We start from the raw sequence: 20,834 nt of genomic DNA on the forward strand, positions 1-20,834 counted from the left end.
GGGTCGACTGACGATGGTTTCCGGGCAAACCGAGGAACCCGTCGCGGAACTGAACCGCCACCAGTTGCTCTGGTCGGACTTCGACGCGATGGCCCGCGGCGAGGGTGGTACCGGGTCACTGCGCAAACTGCGGGCGACCGAACGGAGCCGTCGGCTCCTTCTGCTGCGCAATCTCGTCGAAGTGGTCACGAAATCAGAAGACCTGTACCGCCCGCTCCCGTCCCCGGAAACGGCGTGGGAGCTGCTGGCCCGGGTCGAATACGCGGCGCCCCAAGCACTCGAGGCGATCCTCGCCCACCCGTACACCGGAACGTGGGCCGGCTACACCACCCGGCTGTACCGGCAGGACGTCACCGGAGTCTGCCCGTTCTGGGTGCACGTCGGACATGTGCACTGCCTGGCAGCCGCGGCCGCGATCCGCGCCGGGATCCCGTTCGAAACGGAAATCCCGGTCTGGCAAGGCAAAGCCGCACTGCCGACGCTGGGCGCGGCTCAGCTACGTGCCGAGGCACCGTTTTCCGTCGCCACCATCCGAGGCGGCAACGACGGGATCGAAATCCGGAACCGCCACTCGGTGATCCGCCTGCCGGCGCACCCGTCCGCCGACGCACCGGGGTGGTCCGGGATCCGGACGACCGTGTGCTGGGCCGGTGAGCGGCGGCTCGAAGTCCGGCTCGACGACGTGGATCCTTATCGCGGGTTGTACGAGCCGATCCCGCCGGACCGCTTGAGCCCGGTCGAAGTCGAATCGTGGCGGACCGTGCTCGACGGCGCCTGGGCATTGCTCACCGAGCACCTGCCGGCCGTCGCGGACACCCTGCGCGTCGGGCTGGACTCGATCGTACCCGCGCCCACCGTCCCGTTCCGGTTGCCCAGCGCGTCGACCGGGGAAGCGTTCGGCAGCGCGATCGTCGCCTACGGCGAAGACCCCGCCACGCTGGCAGCCGCACTGGTGCACGAGTTCCACCACATCCGGCTGGGCGGCTTGCTCCACCTCGTCCGGCTCAGCGTGGACGACCCTCGGGAACGGCTCTACGCACCGTGGCGCGCAGACCCCCGCCCGATCAGTGGTGTACTGCACGGGATCTACGCTTTCTTCGGCGTCGCGTCGTTCTGGCGCGCACTGGCCGCGGCGGAACCGGACCACGAACTCGCCGCCTTCGAATTCGCGCTGTGGCGCGGGCAGGTCCGGCGCACGCTCGACGTGGTGCACGCCGACGAGAGCCTCACGGTGGCCGGACGCCGGTTCCTGGCGGGTGTCGCCGCTGAACTCGCGCCGTGGCAGGACGAACCGGTCGCCTCGGGCCCTCGTAGCTGGGCGCGGTTCGCCACCGAAGACCACTACGCGGTCTGGCGGACCAGGCACCTCCGCCCCGACCCGGGCACGGTGGCGGAGCTGGTAGCAGCCTGGCGGGCCGGACTCGCGCGACCGCGGTCCGCCGCCACGGCGCTGCCCGAGCCACGCGTCCCGACCCCGGTCCCGGATGGCGACTGGCAGGACGCCCGCACGGACCTGGTCCGCCTCCGCCTCGGCCCGGACGGCGCCGCGCGGTTCGCCGCACAGGGATCCGCGGTCCCGGGTGCCACGGAGGCGGACCTGAACTTCGTGGCCGGACGCATGGTGGAAGCCGCGACCGGATATCGGAAACTGCTGGAAGCGAACCCGGACGACCCGGCGGCCCTGGCCGGCTTGGGACTGGCCCTCGCGGCCCGCAGCACGGGACCGGCATCCCGCGCACTGCTGCACCGCCCGGAGCTGGTCCGGGCGGTGCACCGCGCTTTGCGTGACGGGCCGGGAGGAACGCCGTCGGTGGAAGCCGTCGCCGGCTGGCTGGGGAGGTTCACGCACTGAGCCCGGGGGCTCGGTCAGCGCAGGTTGAACCGGACTCCGATGGCTACCGCCGTGAGCCCCTGGACCAAGGTCGAGACGAGGCAAAGCAGTCTGAACAGACGCTCGTACATCTTCCTGCTGGTCAGGACCTCGACGATGGCCCACCAGACTGTGCCCCTTTCCACGTCGGGCTCCAATCCGACGAGATCGACTACGCGTGAAAGTTCGACGATGCGGTGGCGAGGATGCTATCAGCATCAAGACCTCCGTCGGATCGACGGGAACCAATTGCCCCTACACGGCGGCCAAACCATCGGCTCGCTACAGATAAGGACCGGAAAGGGCACGAATCACGTCCCGTTCGAGTGTCGTCTCGACGATAGCCGCCGCATCCAGTCGCGGATCCGGTGTTGATAATTCCACCTGACCAGCGGAAACACCGCCTATGACGAGACGTGTGTTCGCCAGCTGCCGCGCCACGCCGGTCCGGGATCATACCCCCGCACCGGTGACGCGTGAACGCGGACCGGAATTCACATTCGTCATTACTCGCTATGGCGAAGACGGGAATGAAATAGGCGACCGTTGCACCATCGAGGTCGAGGATCTCTCCATCCCCAAGAATCGACAGTAGCTCATAGCCGGTTGGCAACGGCACTTTCCGAGCTCGTCCGAGAGCAAGCTTCGAATTGGAGACGCGCGGGCCGAGCGGCGATCACGACCGCCGCTCGGCCTGGCCGGTTCGTCGATCGGTTACATCGGCATCGGGTCGATGTCGCAGTCCGCGCGCACTCCGCGCGCAGCCGAGACCGTGCCCGGGTGGTTTTCGCCCAGCACCATGCGGTAGCGGGTCAGCACGTCCTCGTACAACGGGTCCGCTTCCGCGGGTTGGCCCAGCGACCGCAGGTCCAACGAGGTGTTGAGCTGTACGGCCAACGTCGTCGGGTGGTCCTCGCCGAGTACTCGGCGGGCTCGCTCGAAGAGGTCGGCGTCGAGTTCCGCTGCCTCGGCCACGCGGTCCAGGGCGAACAGATCGCTCGCCACGTTGATCCCGCAGACGATCGTGTGCGGGTGGTCCTCGCCGACGTTCTCGCGGAACTGGGCCAATGATCGTTCGTCGGTCACGCGCGCGCTCGCCGGGTCGCCGCCCAGCCGCAGGGTCACGCCCAGGTCGAGGGCCGCCGACAGGGTGTGCGGGTGGCCTTCGCCGAGGTTTTCGCGGTAGAGGTCGAACACCTCTTCACCGAGTGCGCGGGCTTCGGTGAACTTCCGCGCATGCCTGAGGTCGATGGAGTGACCGAGTGCGCACGCCATCGCGTTCGGGTGACTGTCGCCGTAGCGGATGCGGAACCTGCGCAATGCGTCGGACGACAATTCGAGGGCCGTTTCGTGGTCGCCGTCCTTGCGGCACGCCACCGATTGGTAATAGCGACGGCGGAGTGTGCCGACGCTGTCGCCGCCGTAGAGTTGCTCGGCGCGTTCCGCGATGTGCTCCATTTCGATGCGCGCCCACGGGTAGTGCCCGAGTTCCCGGCGCGCGAGCACGTGCAGCACCTGCGTGCCGATCGTGCTGACGTTGTCGTAGCCGAAGATCTCGGCTCGGCGGGTGTACGTCTCGTCCGCCAGCTTGCGTGCTTCTTCGTACTCACCGGTCAGCAGCAGGGCGACGATGAACTCGTGCGCGGAGCCCAGGGTGATCGGATCGTCGTCGCCGAACAGGCCCCTGGCCTTTTCGTAGATTTCCCCGTTACGGCTGCGCGCTTCCGTGAAATCGCCGCGCGCCTTCAAGATGAGTGCGTACGTGAGCTGCGCGTTCAGCGTCTCTTCGCTCTCCGAGCCGAGTGCCTCGGTGTAGCGGCGCAGCGTCTCTTTCGCGATTTCAGCCGCTTCGCTGTACCGCCCGACTACCCAGTAGAAGAACGCGAGCCGTTCGGACGCGCTGAGTTCCAGCAGCGGCGGGTCTTCGGCCGGCTCCTCGCCCTGGACCCGCCGTTGCTCGCGGTCCGCCGCCCACGCGTTGACCGCCCGTTCCGCGAGCGTGAGCGCGCCCTGGTGGTCACCCCAGTGGTAAAGGAACTTGAACAGGTTGATCACCAGCTGACGCACCCAGGGATCACTGCACTCGGTCAGCTCGGTGTCGTAGATGTGCGGCAGGATCTCCTGGTAGCGGGGCCAGGTCTGCGGTGACGCCGGGTCGTTCGGGTCCAGGTTCGCCAGCAGCAGGTGCGCGCCGTGGCGCATCTCCAGCCGGTGTTGGTCGCCCATCCGGTTGCGCAACACCAGCTGCACCAACCGGTGCAGCAGGAGAGTGTCGCTGCGGTGGTCGATCTTCGCCAGGCCGTAGCGGTTGATGTCGCGGATCGCGCGCCCCAGGCGCATCGGGTCGCGGAGGGCCGCGTCGAGTTCGGGAGCCACCGTGACCCCCCGCACCCCGGCGAACACGCTTCGGGAAATCGGTTCCGGGGCGAAGAAGGCGCAGACCTGGAGGAGCTGGTGGGCCGCGGGGCTGCGGGAGCTCAGCTCGTCGAACGACACGTTCCACGCGGCCGCGACCGAGAGCTCGTAGTCGCTCGGGGCGGACGTGTCGAGGATTTCGGTGACCTTCTCGTCGAACAGCCGCAGGTACTCGTCGGCCGGCATGCCCGTCTCGGCGAGCCACGCGGCCGCCTGCTCGATGGCCAGCGGCAGGTCGCCGAGCTTCTCCGCGATCAGGTCGGAGTCTTCGTCGGCGAGGCCGGAGCGGCGCAGGCCGAGCAGGTTCTTGCTCTCGTCGCGCTGGAAGACCGCAACTTCCAGCGGCCGCGCGATGCCGGCCCAACCGGGGTTGCGCGAGGTGACGAGGATCTGGCCCGGTCCGTCCACCGGGAAGAACGGACGGACCATTTCCGGCTCTTCGGCGGAGTCGAAGACCAGCAGCCAGCGACGGTACGGCCGGCCGAGCCGCAGGGCTTCCCGCACCGCGGGGACGGCGGTGATGGCTTCGTCGGCGCCCGGCAGCCGCAGGTGCTGGGCCAGTTCGGTGAGCGACTTCCGGATCTGGGTGGCCTGGGTGGCCTGGATCCACCAGACGATGTCGTAGTCCTGCAGGTGCCGGTAGATGTATTCCACCGCCATCTGCGTCTTGCCGATACCACCCATTCCGTGGAGTGCCGCCGGCAGGACGGCGGTCGTCCCCGCCCCGAGCCGCTCGCCCAATTGATCGAGCAGTTCACGCCTTCCGGTGAAATTGGGGTTCTTGGGCGGAACCGTTCCCCAAACGGGTGGCGCGTCGTCACCGGAACGGCGTTCACTCCGGGCGGTCGTGTCCGCGATCTCGCGGACGATCTTCGTCCGCACAGCGGGCGACACTTCGATCGGCGACGCGGAAAACCCGCTGGTCCCGGCATCGGGATGGACGACGGATGCAGGATCACCCGAGTATCTCTTGCTTTCGAGTTCCTGCGACATGGTCTCGCTCACCGCCGGGATACTAGTGTCCATAGTGGATCTACGTAAACCGCCACCTGGCTCCCCGATCCTACTCGCCAGACGGTCGGCACGGGAAAGATACGGACCCGACAGCGCCCGCATCACGTCACGTTCGAGTGCTATCTCGGCCGCCGTCGCGGCGGCCGGTTCGGGATCCGGAGTGGCATCCGGTTCCGCCAGCGCCGCGTGGAGCCGCGCGAGCACCGGACTGCGTTCGCCGAACCGGCGAGACGCCGTGATCACCGCGTGCGCGGTATCAGACCGGCGCGCGCCGCGCAGCAGGACTTCCCTTACCTGGGCGGAAAATTCCCACGCGGTGCGATCCCACGGCGATCCGTCGCGGGCTCGTTCCAGCAGGCCCGAGGTGAACACCTCGGCGAGGTGCCCGGGTCCGGACCCGGGCAGCAATTCGGCCTGCAGAGCCCGCGCCACCCCCACATCCACCGGAACCGCCGCCAGCAGCGTGGCCAGGCGAAACGCGGGCGGCGAAGCCATGCTGTGAAAGTGCTTCACTTGTTCGGTCGCCGTGGCGGCGACACGTTCCGGTGCCGTTTCGGCGGGCTCCACATCGGCCGGACGAGGCGAATCGCGGGCGAGGACCACGGCGGCCGGACGGGGTTTCCCGCCGTCCCCGGTGACCAGGCCGGCCCACCAGCGGAACCACCGCTCGGCGAGTTCCAGCACCGGAACCGCGACCGCGCCCTTGACCAATGAGGCGGTTTCCGCCGCGTCGAGCAGAGCGTCGGTCAGCCGCAGGCGGTACGCGCCGTTGGCACGCAGCGGCCCGGGGCTGGTCAGTTCCGCAGCTTGCACGTCGACCCCGCCACGCGCCCAGAGCCGTTGCGGCAGCAGGTGCACGAGTGCGACCGGCATCGCGCGCGCCCATTGGGCAAGCAGCGGCGAAACGAGGTCGCGGCGCCAGGCGTCGCTCATCCCGTCCGTCAGCAGCAGCACCAAGCGGCGGCCCGACGGGTCGATCAGCTCCCGCGGTCCGCGCGGCGGCGTCTCGGCCGTGCCACCGTGCAGGGTCGGGCCGAGCACCACGCCACCTTCGGCCTGACCGGTCTTTCCGGTTTCGAGGAGCCTGAGCTGGATCGACCGGAAAGCGCCGAGCCGTTCCAGCAGTGTCACGAACGCCGTGACGGTCGGCGTCCAGAGCGCCATCGACGGTGCCGACTCGACGACCAGGGTGAGGTCGAGCCAGCGGTCGCGGCGGCGACGAGTGTGCGGCAGCCACACCCCGGTCGTGGCGGCTTCTTCCGCCGTCCGCTCTTCGTCGAGTTCGACGTCGCTCTCGCGGCGGGACGGGACCTTGCGCTTGAACGGCCGCAACGCGCGGACCAGGCGGGCGGCGTCGGGCAGCACCGGGAGCGTCGCGGACGGTTCGGCTTCGGCGTCGCCGTCCGGCGCCGGGGCGGTCAACGGGCTGCGCTGTGCGAGCAAGCCGCCGTCGCCGGCGGCTTGCTCGAGGTCCGGGACGCGGTCCGGCGGCGGATCGGGCCGCGACGCTTCGACGGTGTGGGCGAACGACGTGGCTCCGGCGTCCGGCAGATCGGCACGCGGGCGCTGCCGAGCGGGCCGTCTTTCCTCGGCGTCAGTCTCGGCGTCGGCGTCGTGCGGGTGTCCGGGCCGGGGTGTTTCGGCGAGCGGACGGGTGCCCTGGATGGTGGCCATCAGCCACATCCCGTCGGCGAGCTCGCGCCACGTCAGGTCGTGGTCGCCCGGCGTCCCGTCCGGCCGTTCCGCCATGTCACGGCACCTGCGGATTCAGCTGGCGCCACAGGGAGTCCACGAGGCGCGGCCACGAATCGTCGTCCGGCCGGTACGCACCGGACGTCGCGAGGAACACCGCGTCCAGCAGCTTGTCGGCCGGAAGCCCGCCGACGGCGGCGCTGCGCGTCACGAAGTCCTCGACCAGCGCGCTCTGCGTGCGGTGCGGGTCCAGCGCGTGCGCGGCCACCATCGCGGCGAGCTGGTCGGCGTCCGGTTCGCGGGTCTCCAGTCGAAGGCAGCGGCGGAGGAACGCCGGTGGGAAGTCCCGCTCGCCGTTGCTGGTGATGACGACGACGGGGAAGGCGGCGCACCGGACCCGGCCGTGCTCGACCACCGCGGTGTGGCCCGGATCGGCGGTGAACACCTCGGCCTGCACCGAGTGCCGGGCATCCCTGGCCAGTTCGGGTACTTGGAACTCGCCGTCTTCGAAGAGGCTCAGCAGGTCGTGCGGGAGATCGGACTCCGCCTTGTCGAGCTCGTCGACGAGCAGCACGCGCGGCAGCCGGCGCGGCAGGAAGGCGGTGCCCAGCTCGGCGAGCCGGACGAACTCACCGACCGGCGGCTCCTCCCGTTCGGAGCCCGCTGCCGACGTCTGTCGCGCGGCCGCGGCCTGCACACGGCCGATGGCGTCGTAGTCGTACAGCCCCGACTTCAGTGTGGTGTGCGAGGTGATCGGCCAGCGCAGAACGCGGCCGAGGCGCAGCTCCCGCGAAATCCGGTAGGCCAGGCTCGACTTGCCGCTGCCGGGGCGACCGGTGACCAATAGCGGGCGCCGCAGGTAGAGCGCCGCGTTGACCATGTCGACTTCGTGCCGGTTGACGTTCCGCGCCGAATAGCTGAGTTCGATGCCGAGCTTGCGATCCGTTTCGCCGTCATCCGGTGGGGTCACGTCCACCTCCGGCAACGCCGTCGAGAAGTCGCGCCACGGGGGCGGCGGAGGCAGGCGGTCCGCCAACCGGATATCCGCCAGCGGACGGCCGGTCCCGCGGTAGATCCACCAATCGGGTGGGCTGTCAGGATGCTCGGTCACGCTCATCGGCGCCTCCCCCGGCCTGCCGGACCATGCCCGTCTCGGCGAGGGGGAGCAGCCGGTTCGGGTCGTCCCATAGCACCACCAGATCGCGTACTACGCCGTCGCCCGTCGACGACGGCGGATTTCGAAGTGCATCCAGCCGGGACTCCCTTGCCCGCGCGGGCAAATCCCCCAATCCGCCACTACTACCGGCAAGCCAGGCTACCACTTCGCGCGCGACTTCCGAAGAGGCCGTGGGGTGCCAAACGATCACCGGCAACCCCGCGCGCAATGCCGCCAAAAGCTCGTCACCTTCGGAAATGGGGCTGACCGGCGGCGATTCACTGAGCACCATCACAACCCACTGTTCGTCGCTGAGTATCGCGTCGAGCCGATAGTTGTCTTCGGCTACTCCGGCCGGGCAAAAATACACCCGTTCCAACGAAGGATCACGGCTCAAGGCCTCCCATCGGCGCCGCCACACGCGGTGCCATTTGCGGGAACTCATCCGTTCAAGTGAACGAATGACCGTGGGGTACCCGAGGTACAACGGTTTGGGCACACCGGAACCGCGATCGGCGGACCATGAATGCACCGGCAGGTTCAACAACGCCCTGGGCAGCACGAACTCCAGTGTCACATCCGCGGTCCCGCCCGACCAGGACTCTTCCGCCGCGACGACCAGAGCGTCGACGCGCTCCTCGAGATCGCCTTCGCGGACCAGCGCGGTGTCCCCGCACGGCGGTGGCCATTCGGCGGGATCGTCCTGCCGCCAGTGGGACAACTGGTACAGCCCCGGCTCGATCGCGTCCGGCCGGACCACGATCATCAGGTGCAGCCTGCCTTCCAGCGGCGGAGTACCGCCGATTTCTTCACGCAGTTCCGACAACGCTTTGTCGAGGCGGAGCCGCCGGGCCTGCCCGGCGCACCATTCCCGCAGCTGACCGGCGAGCGGTTCGTCGCATTCCCCGGCGATGAGTTCGACGAAGATCAGCACGGGTGGCAGCTCGCCCTGCGCGGCGTTGAAGTCGGCAAGGCCGGAGAACGCCGTTGCCGCGTCTGCGTACGAAGGCGGCGGGACGACGTACCGCGCGGCTCGGCGAACCGCCCCGCCAAGCCCGGGCGGGACGAACCCCTCCAACCGTCGACGGAGCTTCTCCTGTTCGGCTTCCGGCACGACGTCGTGCATCCGCACGGAGGACACCAGCCGCCGCACTTCCGCGCATTCCTTCGTCCCGGGCCGCAGGAATTCGAGGACCTCCGCCAGCACGGCCAGCCCGCTGTCCAGCCGGCCGCAGGCAGTGACGATTTCGACGAGCTGGTCACGCGCGGCAAGCTGGTCCGAAAAGGTGAACGGGTGATCCAGCGCGGTGCGCAGTTCACCCACCATCAACGCGCGAATCGCCTTGTCGTCGGCGAAGCCCGCCACCACGAGGACGTCCACGAGTGCTTTGCGGATCGCGATCCCGAGTTGGGGCAAGCCTCGCCGCGTGGCCATCTGACGAACCACCTCCCGCCCCCGCAGAGCGCCCCCGAAGATCGTGAGTTTACCCATTCACCCGGGTGGAAGAATGGCAAAAAGTGGACATCGCTCAGCCCGCCGGCCGCCCCGCCCCCGCCTCGACCAGTGACGCCACCTTCTCCACCTGCGGCGATCCCGGGTCGAGCAGCCGGATGGCGGCAAGGAGATCCGCCATTCCGCTCGCGTACCGCTCGCACGTCCGGGCGAGCGCGATGACGTGCAGACGGTCCTCGGCGTGATAGGGAACGGCATCGGCGATTTCCCGCCGGGGGAACATTTCCAGCAACAACCGGCGGCTTTCCGCCTTGCGCACACAAGGCACCGCGAGCAACGCGTCGATCAGTGCCGGGAACGCCTCACGCTTCGCCTCGGCCGGCGCGGAAACGGATACCCCGTTCACCGCACCGAACAGGCGCAGCCATGCCCACGCGGCGTTCTCCTCCGGCTTGACCTTGACCGGGATCCGGCGGTACGCCCCCGGATCCGCGGCCGGGTCTTCGCGCACCACGTCCTGGTACAACAGGTCCGAGGTGATCAGCGCCAGGTCGGCCTTCGCCTCCTTCTGCGCGGCCTTCGCTTCCGGGGCGTCGAGGATGCGGAACGTGAAGCTCGCCGCCTTGCTCACGCGCCCGTGGCTGCCCTCCGCGACCTCGCCCGCGTGCAGGGCCAGGCGGAGCTGAACCTGAGCCTCCTCCGCGTGCACGTGGTTGTAGCGGCGCAGCTCATCGCGCATGCGGGCCGGGAACTGCGCGACCAAGTCCGCCTTCGCGATGTCCGGGGGCAGCAGGATCATCGCGCCGTCGCCGGTGTTCTCGACATAGCACGAGTCCCAGGGGATGCCCGTTTCGGCGAACGTCGTGCGCAGGACTCGCCAGAGGCCTTCGTGGACTTCACGCAGGTGGGCCAGGGTGCGGCTCGGGTTGTTGTACCCTGCGATGTCGACGGCCATGATCGTCTTGTGGTGCGCGGCCGCATAGGAATGCACGACCCACCTCCCCACGTCCCGCACTCAGTGTCCCAGACACATGCACGCTCGGCCATGTTCGCGCACAGCGTTACGCGGAAACCGGACCTCCTTGTCCTTGTTTCGTCCATAATTCGGCGTGCCCACGAGACGACTGCACCTGGTTGGCGCGGATGAGGACCACCGCGTCTCCACCATTGAGCTCTTCTTCGACCTGGTCTTCGTCTATGCCATCACCCAGACCACCCAGCTGATGGCCGACCACCTGAGCCCCCTCGGGGTCGGGCAGGGGCTGGCCATGCTCGCCGTCCTTTGGTGGTGCTGGTGCTCCTATGCCTGGCTCGGGACCACCATCCATGTCGATCACGGGATCGCTCGGCTGGCGATGTTCGGGGCCATGGCCGTCATGTTCCTCGTGTCGCTCACCATCCCCGAGGCCTTCGTCGACTTCCCCGGTGGGCTGTTCGCGCCCGTGCTGTTCGTCGGCTGTTACGCGCTCGTGCGGCTGCTGCACCTTGTCGCCTACCTCGGGGCCGCGCAGCATGACCCTGGGTTGCGCAAGGTACTGCTCAAGATGTTCGTGGGACTGCTGCCCTCCGTTGTGCTGCTCGCCGTGAGCACCGCGCTGAGTGGGCCTTGGCAGCTGGGGCTGTGGGTCGTCGCGCTGCTGGCCGACTATCTCAACGTCTACCTCAGCGGGCCCGAAGGCTGGCGGCTGAACTCGCCCGCGCACTTCGCCGAGCGGTTCGGGCTGATCGTGATCATCGCGCTCGGGGAGTCGATCGTCGCGATCGGGATCGGGATCGGGTCACTGCCCATGTCGTGGCTGGTCGCCGGGGCCGCCGTGTGCGGGCTCGCGCTGGCCGCCGGGATGTGGTGGACCTACTTCGACGTCGTCGCGCGCGTCTCCGAGCACCGGCTCACCCGGGCCACCGGCACCGAACGCACGAAGCTCGCCACCGACTCCTACACCTTCCTGCACCTGCCGCTGATCGCCGGGATCGTGCTCGTCGCCCTCGGCCTGAAGAAGGCCTTCCTCTACATCGCCGACACCGAGCACCACACGCCCGGCGAGGCACTGCACGGCGTGCCGATCTGGACGCTGACCGGCGGGATCGCGCTCTACCTGGTCGCGCTCAGCGCTTTGCGCAAGCGCAACCTCGGCAGCTGGAACGTCCAGCGGCTGGCCGTCGGGATCCTGCTGGTCGCCGCGACGCCGTTGCTGGAACACGTGCCCGCCGCCGTGCTGCTGCTGGTCGTCGCCGGGGTCGTGCTCGGGCTCATCGGGTTCGAACGCCTCCGGTTCGCCGAGTGGCGGCGGCAGGTGCACACCGAGCACTCATAACAGCTCCGGGCCGACGACCGACAGCAGCTGCAGCTTCTCGGCGTCCTCCGTGCCGGGCGTGGCGGTGAAGACCAGCAGCACCTGGGCGAAGTCGTCGGTGTGGAGCAGCTGGCAGTCGAGCGCGATCTCGCCGAAGCCCGGGTGCACGATCGTCTTGCGCCGCTCGAACGGCACCGAGACCTCGTGCGCCTCCCACAGCTTCGCGAACTCCGCGCTCTTCGCCGCCAGCAGCCGCGCCAGCTCCGCGGCCCGGGGGTCGCTGCCCGACGACGCCCGCAGGCTCGCCACCAGGAACCGGGCGTGGCGCGTGCGGTCCGCCGGCGGGTAGAGCAACTGCTCCGCCGGGTCGGTGAACCACCGGTAGGCGGCGCTGCGCGCGGGCCCGGTGTGGCCGGTCTCGTCACCGAGCAGCGCCTGGGCCGGCCGGTTCTGCACGAGCGTCTCGCCGAGGTTCGACATCACCTGCGCGGGCGTGTCGTGCAGCCGGTCCAGCACGCGCATCAGCGCCGGGCTGACGTGGTCCGCGCGCGACACTCGGGACGGCGCCGTGTGCCCGGCCAGCCGGAACAGGTGATCGCGCTCGTCCAGCGTCAGCCGCAGGCCGCGGGCGATCGCGGCCAGCATCTGCTCCGACGGCCGCGGCCCGCGCTGCTGCTCCAGCCGCGTGTAGTAGTCGGTGGACATGCCCGACAGCGTCGCGACCTCCTCGCGGCGCAGCCCGGACGTGCGGCGGCGCTGCCCGGGCGGCAGCCCGACGTCTTCCGGGCGCAGAGCTTCGCGGCGTCGGCGCAGGAAGTCGGCTAGTTCGGCACGGTCCACGTCGTCGATTATCGGCGCTCTCCGGGTCAGTGCCAGGGATTGCCGATCCCCCGATCGACGCGCTCTGCCGCGTCCGTCCCGGCGCCGCGACGCTCGAGCCATGACCACTTACCTCATCACCGGGGCCGGCGGTGGCCTCGGTGCCATCACCGCCCGCGAACTCGCCGCCGCCGGAGCCCGCGTCGTCCTCGCCGTGCGCGACCCCGCCCGCGTCACGCCGCCGCCGGGTGACACCGAGGTCCGGCGCCTCGACCTCGGCAACCTCGCGTCGGTGCGCAAGTTCGCCGCCGGCTGGACCGGCGACCTCGACGTCCTGGTCAACAACGCCGGCGTCATGGCCGTGCCGTACGCGAAGACCGCCGACGGCTTCGAGACGCACATGGCCGTCAACCACTTCGGGCCGTTCCTGCTGACGAACCTGCTGCTGCCGCACCTCACTGGACGGGTCGTTACCGTCTCGTCCGGCCTGTCGCGGCTGGGACGGCTCCGTCTCGACGACCTGAACTGGGAGCGACGCCGCTACTCGGAGATGGGCGCGTACGCGCAGTCGAAGCTGGCGAACCTGCTGTTCACGCAGGAGCTGCAGCGGCAGCTGACCGAGTCCGGGAGCAGCGTCCGGGCCGTCGCCGCCCACCCCGGCGTCGCGCGGACCGGGATCGACCGGAACTACGGCGGCGTGCAGGCCCTGGCCCTGCGGGCGCTCTACCCGGTCATCGCGCAGAAGAAGGCCGAGTACGGCGCGCTGCCCATCCTGTTCGCCGCGACCGAGGACGTCCCCGGCAACGCCTACGTCGGCCCGGGCGGCCGGAACGGCGGGCAGCCCCGGCTCGAACGGCGGCGGGACCACGACGCCGCCCGGGAACTGTGGGCGATCTCGGCCCGGCTCACTCGTAAGTGAGCCCACACTGGCGCCGCGCCGCCTCCCGCGTTAACCTACTCACGAGTAGGTAACGGATGGAGGGCCACATGGCTGCGCCAAGGAAACGGGACGCGATGGGCTGGGGCCTTTCCGCGCTGACCCGGCTGGCCGGGAGCAAGGTCGTCGATCGGGCGGGGCTGCGCAAGCCCATCGAAGGCCTGGTCACCGCGGGGACGCGCAACGGCTTCCGCGTCGCCGGCGCGGCGACCCGGTCGTTCAGGTCGGTGCAGAAGCTGGGCAAGCCCGCCCGGCTCACCCCGGCCGGCGACACCGGGCTGTTCGACCTCACGCCGAGCGAGGACCAGCAGCTCATCGTCGAGACCGTGACGGAGTTCGCCGCCGAGCAGCTGCGCCCGGCCGCCGCGGACGCCGACGCCAAGCTCGAGGCGCCCGAAGGCCTGCTGACCCGGGCCGCCGAGCTGGGCATCAGCCTGGTCGGCATCCCCGAGGAGCTCGGCGGCGTCGGCACCGAACGCTCGGTCGTGACGAACGCCCTGGTCGCGGAGGCCCTCGCGCACGGCGACCTGGGACTCGCGGTCGCGGTCCTCGCGCCGTCCGCGGTGAGCACCGCGCTGGTCAGCTGGGGTGACGAGCAGCAGCAGGCCGACTACCTGCCCGCGTTCGTCGGCGAGAACGTGCCCGCCGCGGCGCTGGCGCTGCAGGAGCAGAAAGCGCTCTACGACCCGTTCAAGCCCGCGACGAAAGCGCGTCGCACGCCGAAGGGCTACCAGCTCGACGGCGTGAAGTCGCTGGTCCCGCGCGCGGCGCAGGCCGAGCTGTTCATCGTCTCGGCCGACCTCGAAGGCCGCGGACCGGCACTGTTCCTCGTCGAGTCGTCGAACGCCGGGGTGACCATCGAGTCCGAGCCGGCGATGGGCCTGCGCGGCGCCGCGACCGGCAAGCTGCACCTTTCGAGCGTCGCACTGCCGGCGGGCGCGCTGCTCGGCGGCGGCAAGCTCGACGTCTTCACCGACCTCGTCCGGCTTTCGCGGCTGGGCTGGGCGGCGCTGGCCGCCGGCACCGCGAAGGCCGTCCTCGACTACGTCGTGCCCTACGTCAACGAGCGGACGGCGTTCGGCGAGCCGATCAGCCACCGGCAGGCGGTCGCGTTCTCCGTCGCCGACATCGCGATCGAGCTGGAGGGCCTGCGGCTGGTGACGCTGCGCGCGGCGGCGCGGGCCGAGCAGGGCAAGCCGTACGCGCGGGAAGTCGCGCTGGCGCGCAAGCTCGCCGTGGACAAGGGCATGCAGATCGGCAGCGCGGGTGTGCAGCTGCTGGGCGGGCACGGCTTCGTGAAGGAGCACCCCGTCGAGCGCTGGTACCGGGACCTGCGGGCCATCGGCGTCATGGAAGGCGCCGTCCTTCTCTAGGTTTCGGAAAGGCGTTAACGATGATTAACCTGGAAGCTCCCAAGAAGGCCGGCGCGCTGATCAACCAGGCGTACCAGGCCGCGGCCGAGGTGTTCCGGCCGATCTCGCGCAAGTACGACCGCGCGGAGCACACGTACCCGAGCGAGCTCGACATGTTCGCGGCGCTGCTGGACGGGCTCAACTCGTCCGGCGAGGGCGGCGCGGGCGCGGCGGGCGTCCGCCGGTCCGGTCCGGACAAGGAAAAGGGCAACCGCAACGGCGCCAACCTCAACGTCGTCCTCGGCACGATCGAGATGTGCTGGGGTGACGTCGGCCTGCTGCTGTCGATGCCGCGCCAGGGTCTCGGCAACGCGGCGATCGGCTCGGTCGCGACGGACGAGCAGCTGCAGCGTTTCTCCGGCATGTGGGCGGCGATGGCGATCACCGAGCCGTCGTGCGGTTCGGACTCGGCGGCCATCACGGCGACGGCGCGCCTCGACGGCGACCACTACGTGCTGAACGGCGAGAAGATCTTCGTGACGTCGGGCGAGCGCGCGGACGCGGTGGTGGTCTGGGCGACGCTGGACAAGTCCAAGGGCCGCGCGGCGATCAAGTCGTTCGTGGTGGAGAAGGGCACACCGGGCTTCGAGGTGGTGCGCGTCGAGCACAAGCTCGGCATCCGCGCTTCGGACACGGCGGTGCTGCGCTTCGAGAACTGCCGCGTCCCGGCGGAGAACCTGCTGGGTACCCCGGAAATCGACACGGCCAAGGGTTTCGCGGGCGTCATGCAGACGTTCGACAACACCCGGCCGCTGGTGGCGGCGATGGCGATCGGTGTGGCTCGGGCGGCGCTGGAGGAGACTCGCCGCATTCTCACCGAGGCGGGCGTGGAGATCGACTACGACCGGCCCGCCAACTCGCAGCACGCCGCGGCGGCCGAGTTCCTTCGCTTGGAGGCGGATTACGAGTCGGCGTACCTGCTGACGCTGGAGTCCGCGTGGATGGCGGACAACCGCAAGCCGAACTCCCTGCAGGCGTCGATGGCGAAAGCCAAGGCGGGGCGATCGGTGGTCGAGATCGCGCTGAAGTGCGTCGAGCTGACCGGGGCTTATGGCGAAGAGTCTTTGCTCGAAAAGTGGGCTCGGGACGCCAAGATCCTGGACATTTTCGAGGGGACGCAGCAGATTCAGCAGCTCATCGTGGCTCGACGAGTCCTCGGGAAGTCGTCCGCCGAACTGAAGTGAAGCGCCGGTAGGTCGGCCTCCGGTACCCTCGCGGTCCGGAGGCCGATCGTGACTGAACCCAGCGAGACCCCCGTCGCCGTTGTGTACGAGCCCGGTGACCCGACCCCCATCAAGACGCCCGAGGAATGGGACGCCGAAGGCTGGGATGCCGGCCGGCAGAACCCGAAGACCCTCGATGAAGCCCGGGAAGCCCTTGACTCGCGGATCGCGGCTCATGACGCGCCCGACACCGAAGCCGACGCCGGTGCCTACGACGTGGTGGAGGGCTGATGCCGATTTACGTCCCCTGGCTCGTCGATGCCGCTCGCAGTACCGGCTATCCCGTTGTCGAAGTGCCCGGGTGGCAGACCCGGGGCCACGGGGGCATGCGCGTTGTCGAAGGGGTTGTCGGGCACCACACCGCCACCGCCGACTCCGCGCCCGGTGACTACCCCTCGCTCGACATCGTCACCCACGGCCGGGCCGATCTCGCCGGGCCGCTCTGCAACCTCGGGCTCGGGCGCAGTGGCACCGTCTACGTCGTCGCCGCCGGGTGTGCCTACCACGCCGGTGCGTCGCGGTGGCTCGGGTTCCTCGATGTGAACGACGAGTTCCTCGGCATCGAAGCCGAGTCCGCGGGCGCCGGCGGCTGGACGGACGCGCAACGAGACGCCTACCCCAAGCTCGTCGCCGCGTTGCTGCGGTACATGTCGCGTGGACTCGATCGCTACGCCGGGCACAAGGACGTCTGCGTTCCGGTCGGGCGCAAGATCGATCCCGTCGGCATCGACACCGGCTGGCTGCGCGAGCGCGCCGCCAACCCCGCCGGCGCCGGAATCCAAGCAGGCGTCGAGATCCTGGACCGGATCACCGTCACGCCGCCGGACGCCGGTGAACACGTCGTGCGCGTCTTCCTCGCCGGCAGCCCCGGCGGGGCGATCGTGATCCGGCCCCGGCTGGGCGGCGACGGCTTCGCGCGGCCGATGTGGGTGTCGAACATCTTCGCGTGGGGTTCGGACCGCGCTGGTGTCGGCCACAACCCCGGGCAGATCCCGGGCCACGACCCGAAGCTGACGTCGCACCGGCGCTACGACCTGCCCGGCGCGGTGTGGGCGGACGTCCGCTACAGCGCGGGTGAGCCGTTCGAGATCGACTTAGTCGGCTGACGCCTGGTCGTCGAGGAACTCGTCCAGGTAACGCCACGTCGTGCCGCGCGCCTTGCGGCCCGTCAGCACTCCGAGGTGGCCGCCCGGTGCCGTCTTGAAGCGGACCTCCGGGGCCTTGTCCAGCAGCTCCACCACCCGCTCCACCGACGGCCGCGGGGCGATCGTGTCGTTCTCGCCCGCCACCACCAGCGTCGGGACCCGGACCGACGACAGCGAGATGATGCGCCCGTTGAGGTCCACCTTGCCCTCCGCCAGGTCGTTCGTGCGGAACAACCGGTGGTACAGCTGGCCGAACGTGCGGCCCGGGTAGGCGTACATGTTGCTCATGAAGTGGTCGACCGCCTCGATCTGCGCGAGGTAGTCGCGGTCGTCGAGGTGCGAGAGGATCGCGATCGGTTTCGTGATCTCCTTGCTGATGCCCGTCGCGCGGAACACGCGGCTGACCAAATAGGACGGTGCGCCGCCGAACGCGCGGTAGATCGGCGTCAGGAGGTGGCCGCCGGTCAGGTCCACCAGCGGGCGGAACGGCGCGACGATCGGGATCGCCGTGAAGTCCACCGGGGAGCCGATCGCCGTGATCGACGCGATCGGGAGGTCCGGCTGGTCCGCGTTCACCAGCAGCGAGAAGATCCCGCCCAGCGACCACGACACGAGGTGCACCGGCTGACCGCCGGCGTCCGCGCTCACCTTGCGGATCGCCCGCGGCAGGACCTCGTCGATCCAGTGCTCGATGCCGAGGCGGCGGTCCGAGAAGGCGACCATGCCGTAGTCGACGAGGTACGCGTTGCGGCCGCCCTCGACCAGGTGCTCGATGAGGCTGCAGCCGCGGCGCAGGTCGAAGCAGATCGCCGGCGCGGCCAGCGGCGGCACCAGCAGGATCGGCGGCCCCGACACCGGGCGGCTGCTGTGCGTCATCCGGTACACCGAGCGGTTGGGCCCCTGGTCGATCAGCACCCGCGGCATCGGGCGCAGGTCGGCGACGCCGCCGTGCAGCACCTTGCCGACCACGTTCGACGCCGCGGCGGCCAGCCGTGCGGGCGGTGAAACCATTTCCTCGAGCCTCCTGCGACGTCCCCCGGGCACTTCCCGGCAATCTTGCCGGGTCAGGCCGGTGGACTCAACACCGGCCACGTCCAAATCGGACAGTGCTAGGCCGTCCGAGTTACTCCGTGCCCGCCCCGGGCGCGCTCTCGGCGGCGCGCGCCTCGTAGCCCGCGCGAGCCGGGGAATGGGCCGCTGAAGCCAAAAGCTGGTCCGCTTTCAAAGCACGGGCGAGCGCTTCACCGGCCCGCCGCGGCAGCAGCCGGGTGAGCTTGCCCATAGTTCCCACGGACCGGGGCACGAAGACCTCGAACCGAGGCTTGCGCAGCGTGGACACGATGGCATCGGCCACATCTTCGGGCCGTGACGACTTGAACAGCTTCGCCTCGCCGAGCCCGCTCGCGAGCTCCGTCCGGACGATCGCGGGCATCACGCACGAGACGTGCACACCGGACCCGTGCAGCTCCAGGTGCACCGCCTCGGACAGCCCGACGACGGCGTGCTTGGTCGCGCAGTACGTCGCCGCGCCAGGAAAACCGGCCTTGCCCGCGAAGGAAGCGACGTTCACGATGTGCCCGGACCGCCGCGGCCGCATCCGCTTCATCGCCTCGCGGGTGCCGTGGATGACGGCGTGCAGGTTGATCTCCAGCTGACGCCGGGTCGTCGCGTCGCTCTCTTCTTCGAGGAGAGCCAGCGGCATGATCCCGGCGTTGTTGATCAGGACGTCGATCCGGCCGTGGCGACGCTCGACCTCGTCGAGGAACTCGGTGAAGCCCTTGATGTCGGTGACGTCCAGCGGCAGCGCCTCGGCGTCCAGCTCCCCGGCGGTTTTCTCGGCCCGGACCTGGTCGAGGTCGCCGATCACCACCCGCGCGCCCAGCCGGGACAGCGCCGACGCGGTCGCCGCGCCGATCCCCTGCCCGCCGCCGGTGATGACGACGACCTTGCCCGCGAGCTCCTCGGCCATGGCGACTCCTTCGTCTGTTGGCAACGCGTCAACAGTGTCACCCCTGGCCCGCGATCGCGCTACCCCACGCGTTGCTCGAGAACCTGCCCGACCCACTCCTCGACGTGGAACTGCACGGTCGGCTTGAAGCCCTGGCTCTCGTAGTAGCGCTGCAGGTCGCCGTCGCCGCCGGCCCAGCAGTCGACGCGCACGAGGTCGATGCCGCGCCGCCGCGCTTCGTCGAGCGCGTACTCGATCAGCCGCCCGCCGACGCGCTGCCCGGTGAACCGCCGTGACGTGATCAGCAATCGGACATACAGCTCACGCTCGTCGACCGCCGGCACGTGCGGGTCGTGCTCCTCGGAGACGATCAGCGCGCCGGCCGGCTCGCCGTCGACCATCGCGATGCGCAGCCCCGGGTCCGCGACCATGCCCTTGACCCGTTCGACGCGCTTCGGGACCCGGCTCCACGGCTCGGTCCCCCACTGCTTCGAGCTGCCGCGCGCGACGAGCCATTCGACGGCCTCGTCGAAGAAGCCCAGCAGCGTGTCAGCATCCCCAGAATCACCCGATCGGATGACGGTGTTGTCCATCCCCCTTGTCTACCGCACGGTGAGCACGCGCGGGCCGTCTTCGGTGATGGCGATGGTGTGTTCGACGTGCGCGGCGCGGCTGCCGTCGGTGGTGAGCAGCGACCAGCCGTCCTCGGCGTACCGGTAGGCGTCGCCGCCCCGGGTGAGCATCGGCTCGATCGCCAGCGCGAGGCCCGGCTTGAGCCGCATCCCGCGGCCCGCGCGACCTTCGTTCGCCAGGTGCGGGTCCTCGTGTATCGCGCGGCCGATCCCGTGACCGCCGTGGTCCTCGAGCATGCCGTGACCCGACGCGCGGCCGGCGGCGCCGATCGCGGCGGAGATGTCACCGAGCTTCGCGCCGGGCTGCGCCGCGGCGATCCCGGCGGCCAGGGCGCGCTCGGTCGCCTCGATCAGCGCGAGGTCACGCGGGTCGGCAGTGCCGACGACGAAGCTGATCGCGGCGTCGCCGTTCCAGCCGTCGACGATGGCGCCGCAGTCGATGCTGACCAGGTCGCCGTCCTGGATGCGGTACGCCGTCGGGATGCCGTGCACGACGACGTCGTTGACGCTGGCGCAGATGACGCCCGGGTAGGGCGTGGGCGCGGAGTGCGGCTGGTAGTGCAGGAACGACGGCTTGGCGCCGGCTTCGCTGATCAGCTGCGCGGCGATTTCGTCCAGTTCACGCAAGGAGACGCCGATCGCGGCGGCCTCCTTCACTGCGTGCAGCGTCCGCGCGACCACTCGCCCGGCTTCGCGCATCACCGCCAGCTCGGCTTCGGTTTTGATCTCGACCATGACGATAACTATACCGGTATAGATATTGGTGTCCAGTGAGCGATCGGCCGTCGCGTTCAGCCGGTGGCTCTGTCCGTGTCATCCGGAGT

16 protein-coding genes are annotated in these 20,834 nt (G+C 69.8%); 7 read left to right on the forward strand and 9 right to left on the reverse strand.

What is annotated here, in order from left to right; all coding sequences use genetic code 11:
- Positions 1–13: 13 nt before the first annotated feature.
- Positions 14–1,852 carry an HEXXH motif domain-containing protein gene (locus tag QQ657_RS23165; protein WP_284744312.1) on the forward strand — a complete coding sequence of 613 codons (1,839 nt, stop codon included), beginning with the start codon at positions 14–16 and terminating at the stop codon, positions 1,850–1,852.
- A 732-nt stretch (positions 1,853–2,584) separates the two neighbouring features.
- Here the strand turns inward: QQ657_RS23165 and fxsT are convergent.
- The 4 genes from fxsT to QQ657_RS23185 all read right to left on the reverse strand — a co-directional run bounded on the left by fxsT (position 2,585) and on the right by QQ657_RS23185 (position 10,591).
- Positions 2,585–7,048 carry an FxSxx-COOH system tetratricopeptide repeat protein gene (gene fxsT / locus QQ657_RS23170; protein WP_284744313.1) on the reverse strand — a complete coding sequence of 1,488 codons (4,464 nt, stop codon included), beginning with the start codon at positions 7,046–7,048 and terminating at the stop codon, positions 2,585–2,587.
- Position 7,049: 1 nt separating this feature from the next.
- Positions 7,050–8,108: an AAA family ATPase gene (locus QQ657_RS23175; RefSeq protein ID WP_284744314.1), complete on the reverse strand. Its 1,059-nt coding sequence runs from the start codon at positions 8,106–8,108 to the stop codon at positions 7,050–7,052.
- The gene (locus QQ657_RS23180; protein ID WP_284744315.1) at positions 8,086–9,582 is read right to left on the reverse strand and encodes a VMAP-C domain-containing protein; all 1,497 of its coding nucleotides are present in this window, start codon (positions 9,580–9,582) and stop codon (positions 8,086–8,088) included. The genes QQ657_RS23175 and QQ657_RS23180 overlap by 23 nt, the downstream gene beginning before the upstream one ends.
- Before the next feature lie 94 nt (positions 9,583–9,676).
- Positions 9,677–10,591 carry an effector-associated domain 2-containing protein gene (locus QQ657_RS23185; protein ID WP_284744316.1) on the reverse strand — a complete coding sequence of 305 codons (915 nt, stop codon included), beginning with the start codon at positions 10,589–10,591 and terminating at the stop codon, positions 9,677–9,679.
- Positions 10,592–10,709: 118 nt separating this feature from the next.
- Here QQ657_RS23185 and QQ657_RS23190 point away from each other — a divergent pair, with 118 nt between their 5' ends.
- Positions 10,710–11,915 carry a low temperature requirement protein A gene (locus QQ657_RS23190; protein ID WP_284744317.1) on the forward strand — a complete coding sequence of 402 codons (1,206 nt, stop codon included), beginning with the start codon at positions 10,710–10,712 and terminating at the stop codon, positions 11,913–11,915.
- On the opposite strand, the gene QQ657_RS23195 is transcribed toward QQ657_RS23190, so the two are convergent.
- Positions 11,910–12,734 (reverse strand): helix-turn-helix transcriptional regulator, encoded by an 825-nt coding sequence (locus QQ657_RS23195; protein WP_284744318.1) that lies wholly within the window; start codon positions 12,732–12,734, stop codon positions 11,910–11,912. The two genes, QQ657_RS23190 and QQ657_RS23195, sit on opposite strands and share 6 nt — an antisense overlap.
- A gap of 100 nt (positions 12,735–12,834) precedes the next feature.
- On the opposite strand from QQ657_RS23195, the gene QQ657_RS23200 reads away from it, so the two are divergent.
- The 5 genes from QQ657_RS23200 to QQ657_RS23220 all read left to right on the forward strand — a co-directional run bounded on the left by QQ657_RS23200 (position 12,835) and on the right by QQ657_RS23220 (position 17,391).
- Complete coding sequence (locus QQ657_RS23200; RefSeq protein WP_284744319.1) at positions 12,835–13,632, forward strand: SDR family NAD(P)-dependent oxidoreductase; 798 nt, start codon at positions 12,835–12,837, stop codon at positions 13,630–13,632.
- Between the two features lie 95 nt (positions 13,633–13,727).
- On the forward strand, positions 13,728–15,023 hold the full coding sequence (locus QQ657_RS23205) for an acyl-CoA dehydrogenase family protein (protein ID WP_284744397.1): 1,296 nt from the start codon (positions 13,728–13,730) through the stop codon (positions 15,021–15,023).
- Positions 15,024–15,043: 20 nt separating this feature from the next.
- Positions 15,044–16,246, forward strand: a complete 1,203-nt coding sequence (locus tag QQ657_RS23210; protein ID WP_284744320.1) for an acyl-CoA dehydrogenase family protein — start codon at positions 15,044–15,046, stop codon at positions 16,244–16,246.
- Between the two features lie 48 nt (positions 16,247–16,294).
- The gene (locus QQ657_RS23215) at positions 16,295–16,516 is read left to right on the forward strand and encodes a hypothetical protein (RefSeq protein ID WP_284744321.1); all 222 of its coding nucleotides are present in this window, start codon (positions 16,295–16,297) and stop codon (positions 16,514–16,516) included.
- Complete coding sequence (locus tag QQ657_RS23220; RefSeq protein WP_284744322.1) at positions 16,516–17,391, forward strand: peptidoglycan recognition protein family protein; 876 nt, start codon at positions 16,516–16,518, stop codon at positions 17,389–17,391. The genes QQ657_RS23215 and QQ657_RS23220 overlap by 1 nt, the downstream gene beginning before the upstream one ends.
- Here the strand turns inward: QQ657_RS23220 and QQ657_RS23225 are convergent.
- From QQ657_RS23225 to map, 4 genes are all read right to left on the reverse strand, one after another.
- Entirely contained in the window at positions 17,380–18,441 is a 1,062-nt protein-coding gene (locus tag QQ657_RS23225) for an alpha/beta hydrolase (protein ID WP_284744323.1), read from the reverse strand. The two genes, QQ657_RS23220 and QQ657_RS23225, sit on opposite strands and share 12 nt — an antisense overlap.
- 112 nt (positions 18,442–18,553) lie before the next feature.
- The gene (locus tag QQ657_RS23230) at positions 18,554–19,399 is read right to left on the reverse strand and encodes an SDR family oxidoreductase (RefSeq protein WP_284744324.1); all 846 of its coding nucleotides are present in this window, start codon (positions 19,397–19,399) and stop codon (positions 18,554–18,556) included.
- Between the two features lie 59 nt (positions 19,400–19,458).
- Entirely contained in the window at positions 19,459–19,971 is a 513-nt protein-coding gene (locus QQ657_RS23235; protein WP_284744325.1) for a GNAT family N-acetyltransferase, read from the reverse strand.
- Between the two features lie 9 nt (positions 19,972–19,980).
- Complete coding sequence (gene map / locus QQ657_RS23240; protein WP_284744326.1) at positions 19,981–20,745, reverse strand: type I methionyl aminopeptidase; 765 nt, start codon at positions 20,743–20,745, stop codon at positions 19,981–19,983.
- Positions 20,746–20,834: the final 89 nt, after the last annotated feature.

This window comes from Amycolatopsis ponsaeliensis, assembly GCF_030182635.1.
Classification (GTDB): domain Bacteria; phylum Actinomycetota; class Actinomycetes; order Mycobacteriales; family Pseudonocardiaceae; genus Amycolatopsis; species Amycolatopsis ponsaeliensis.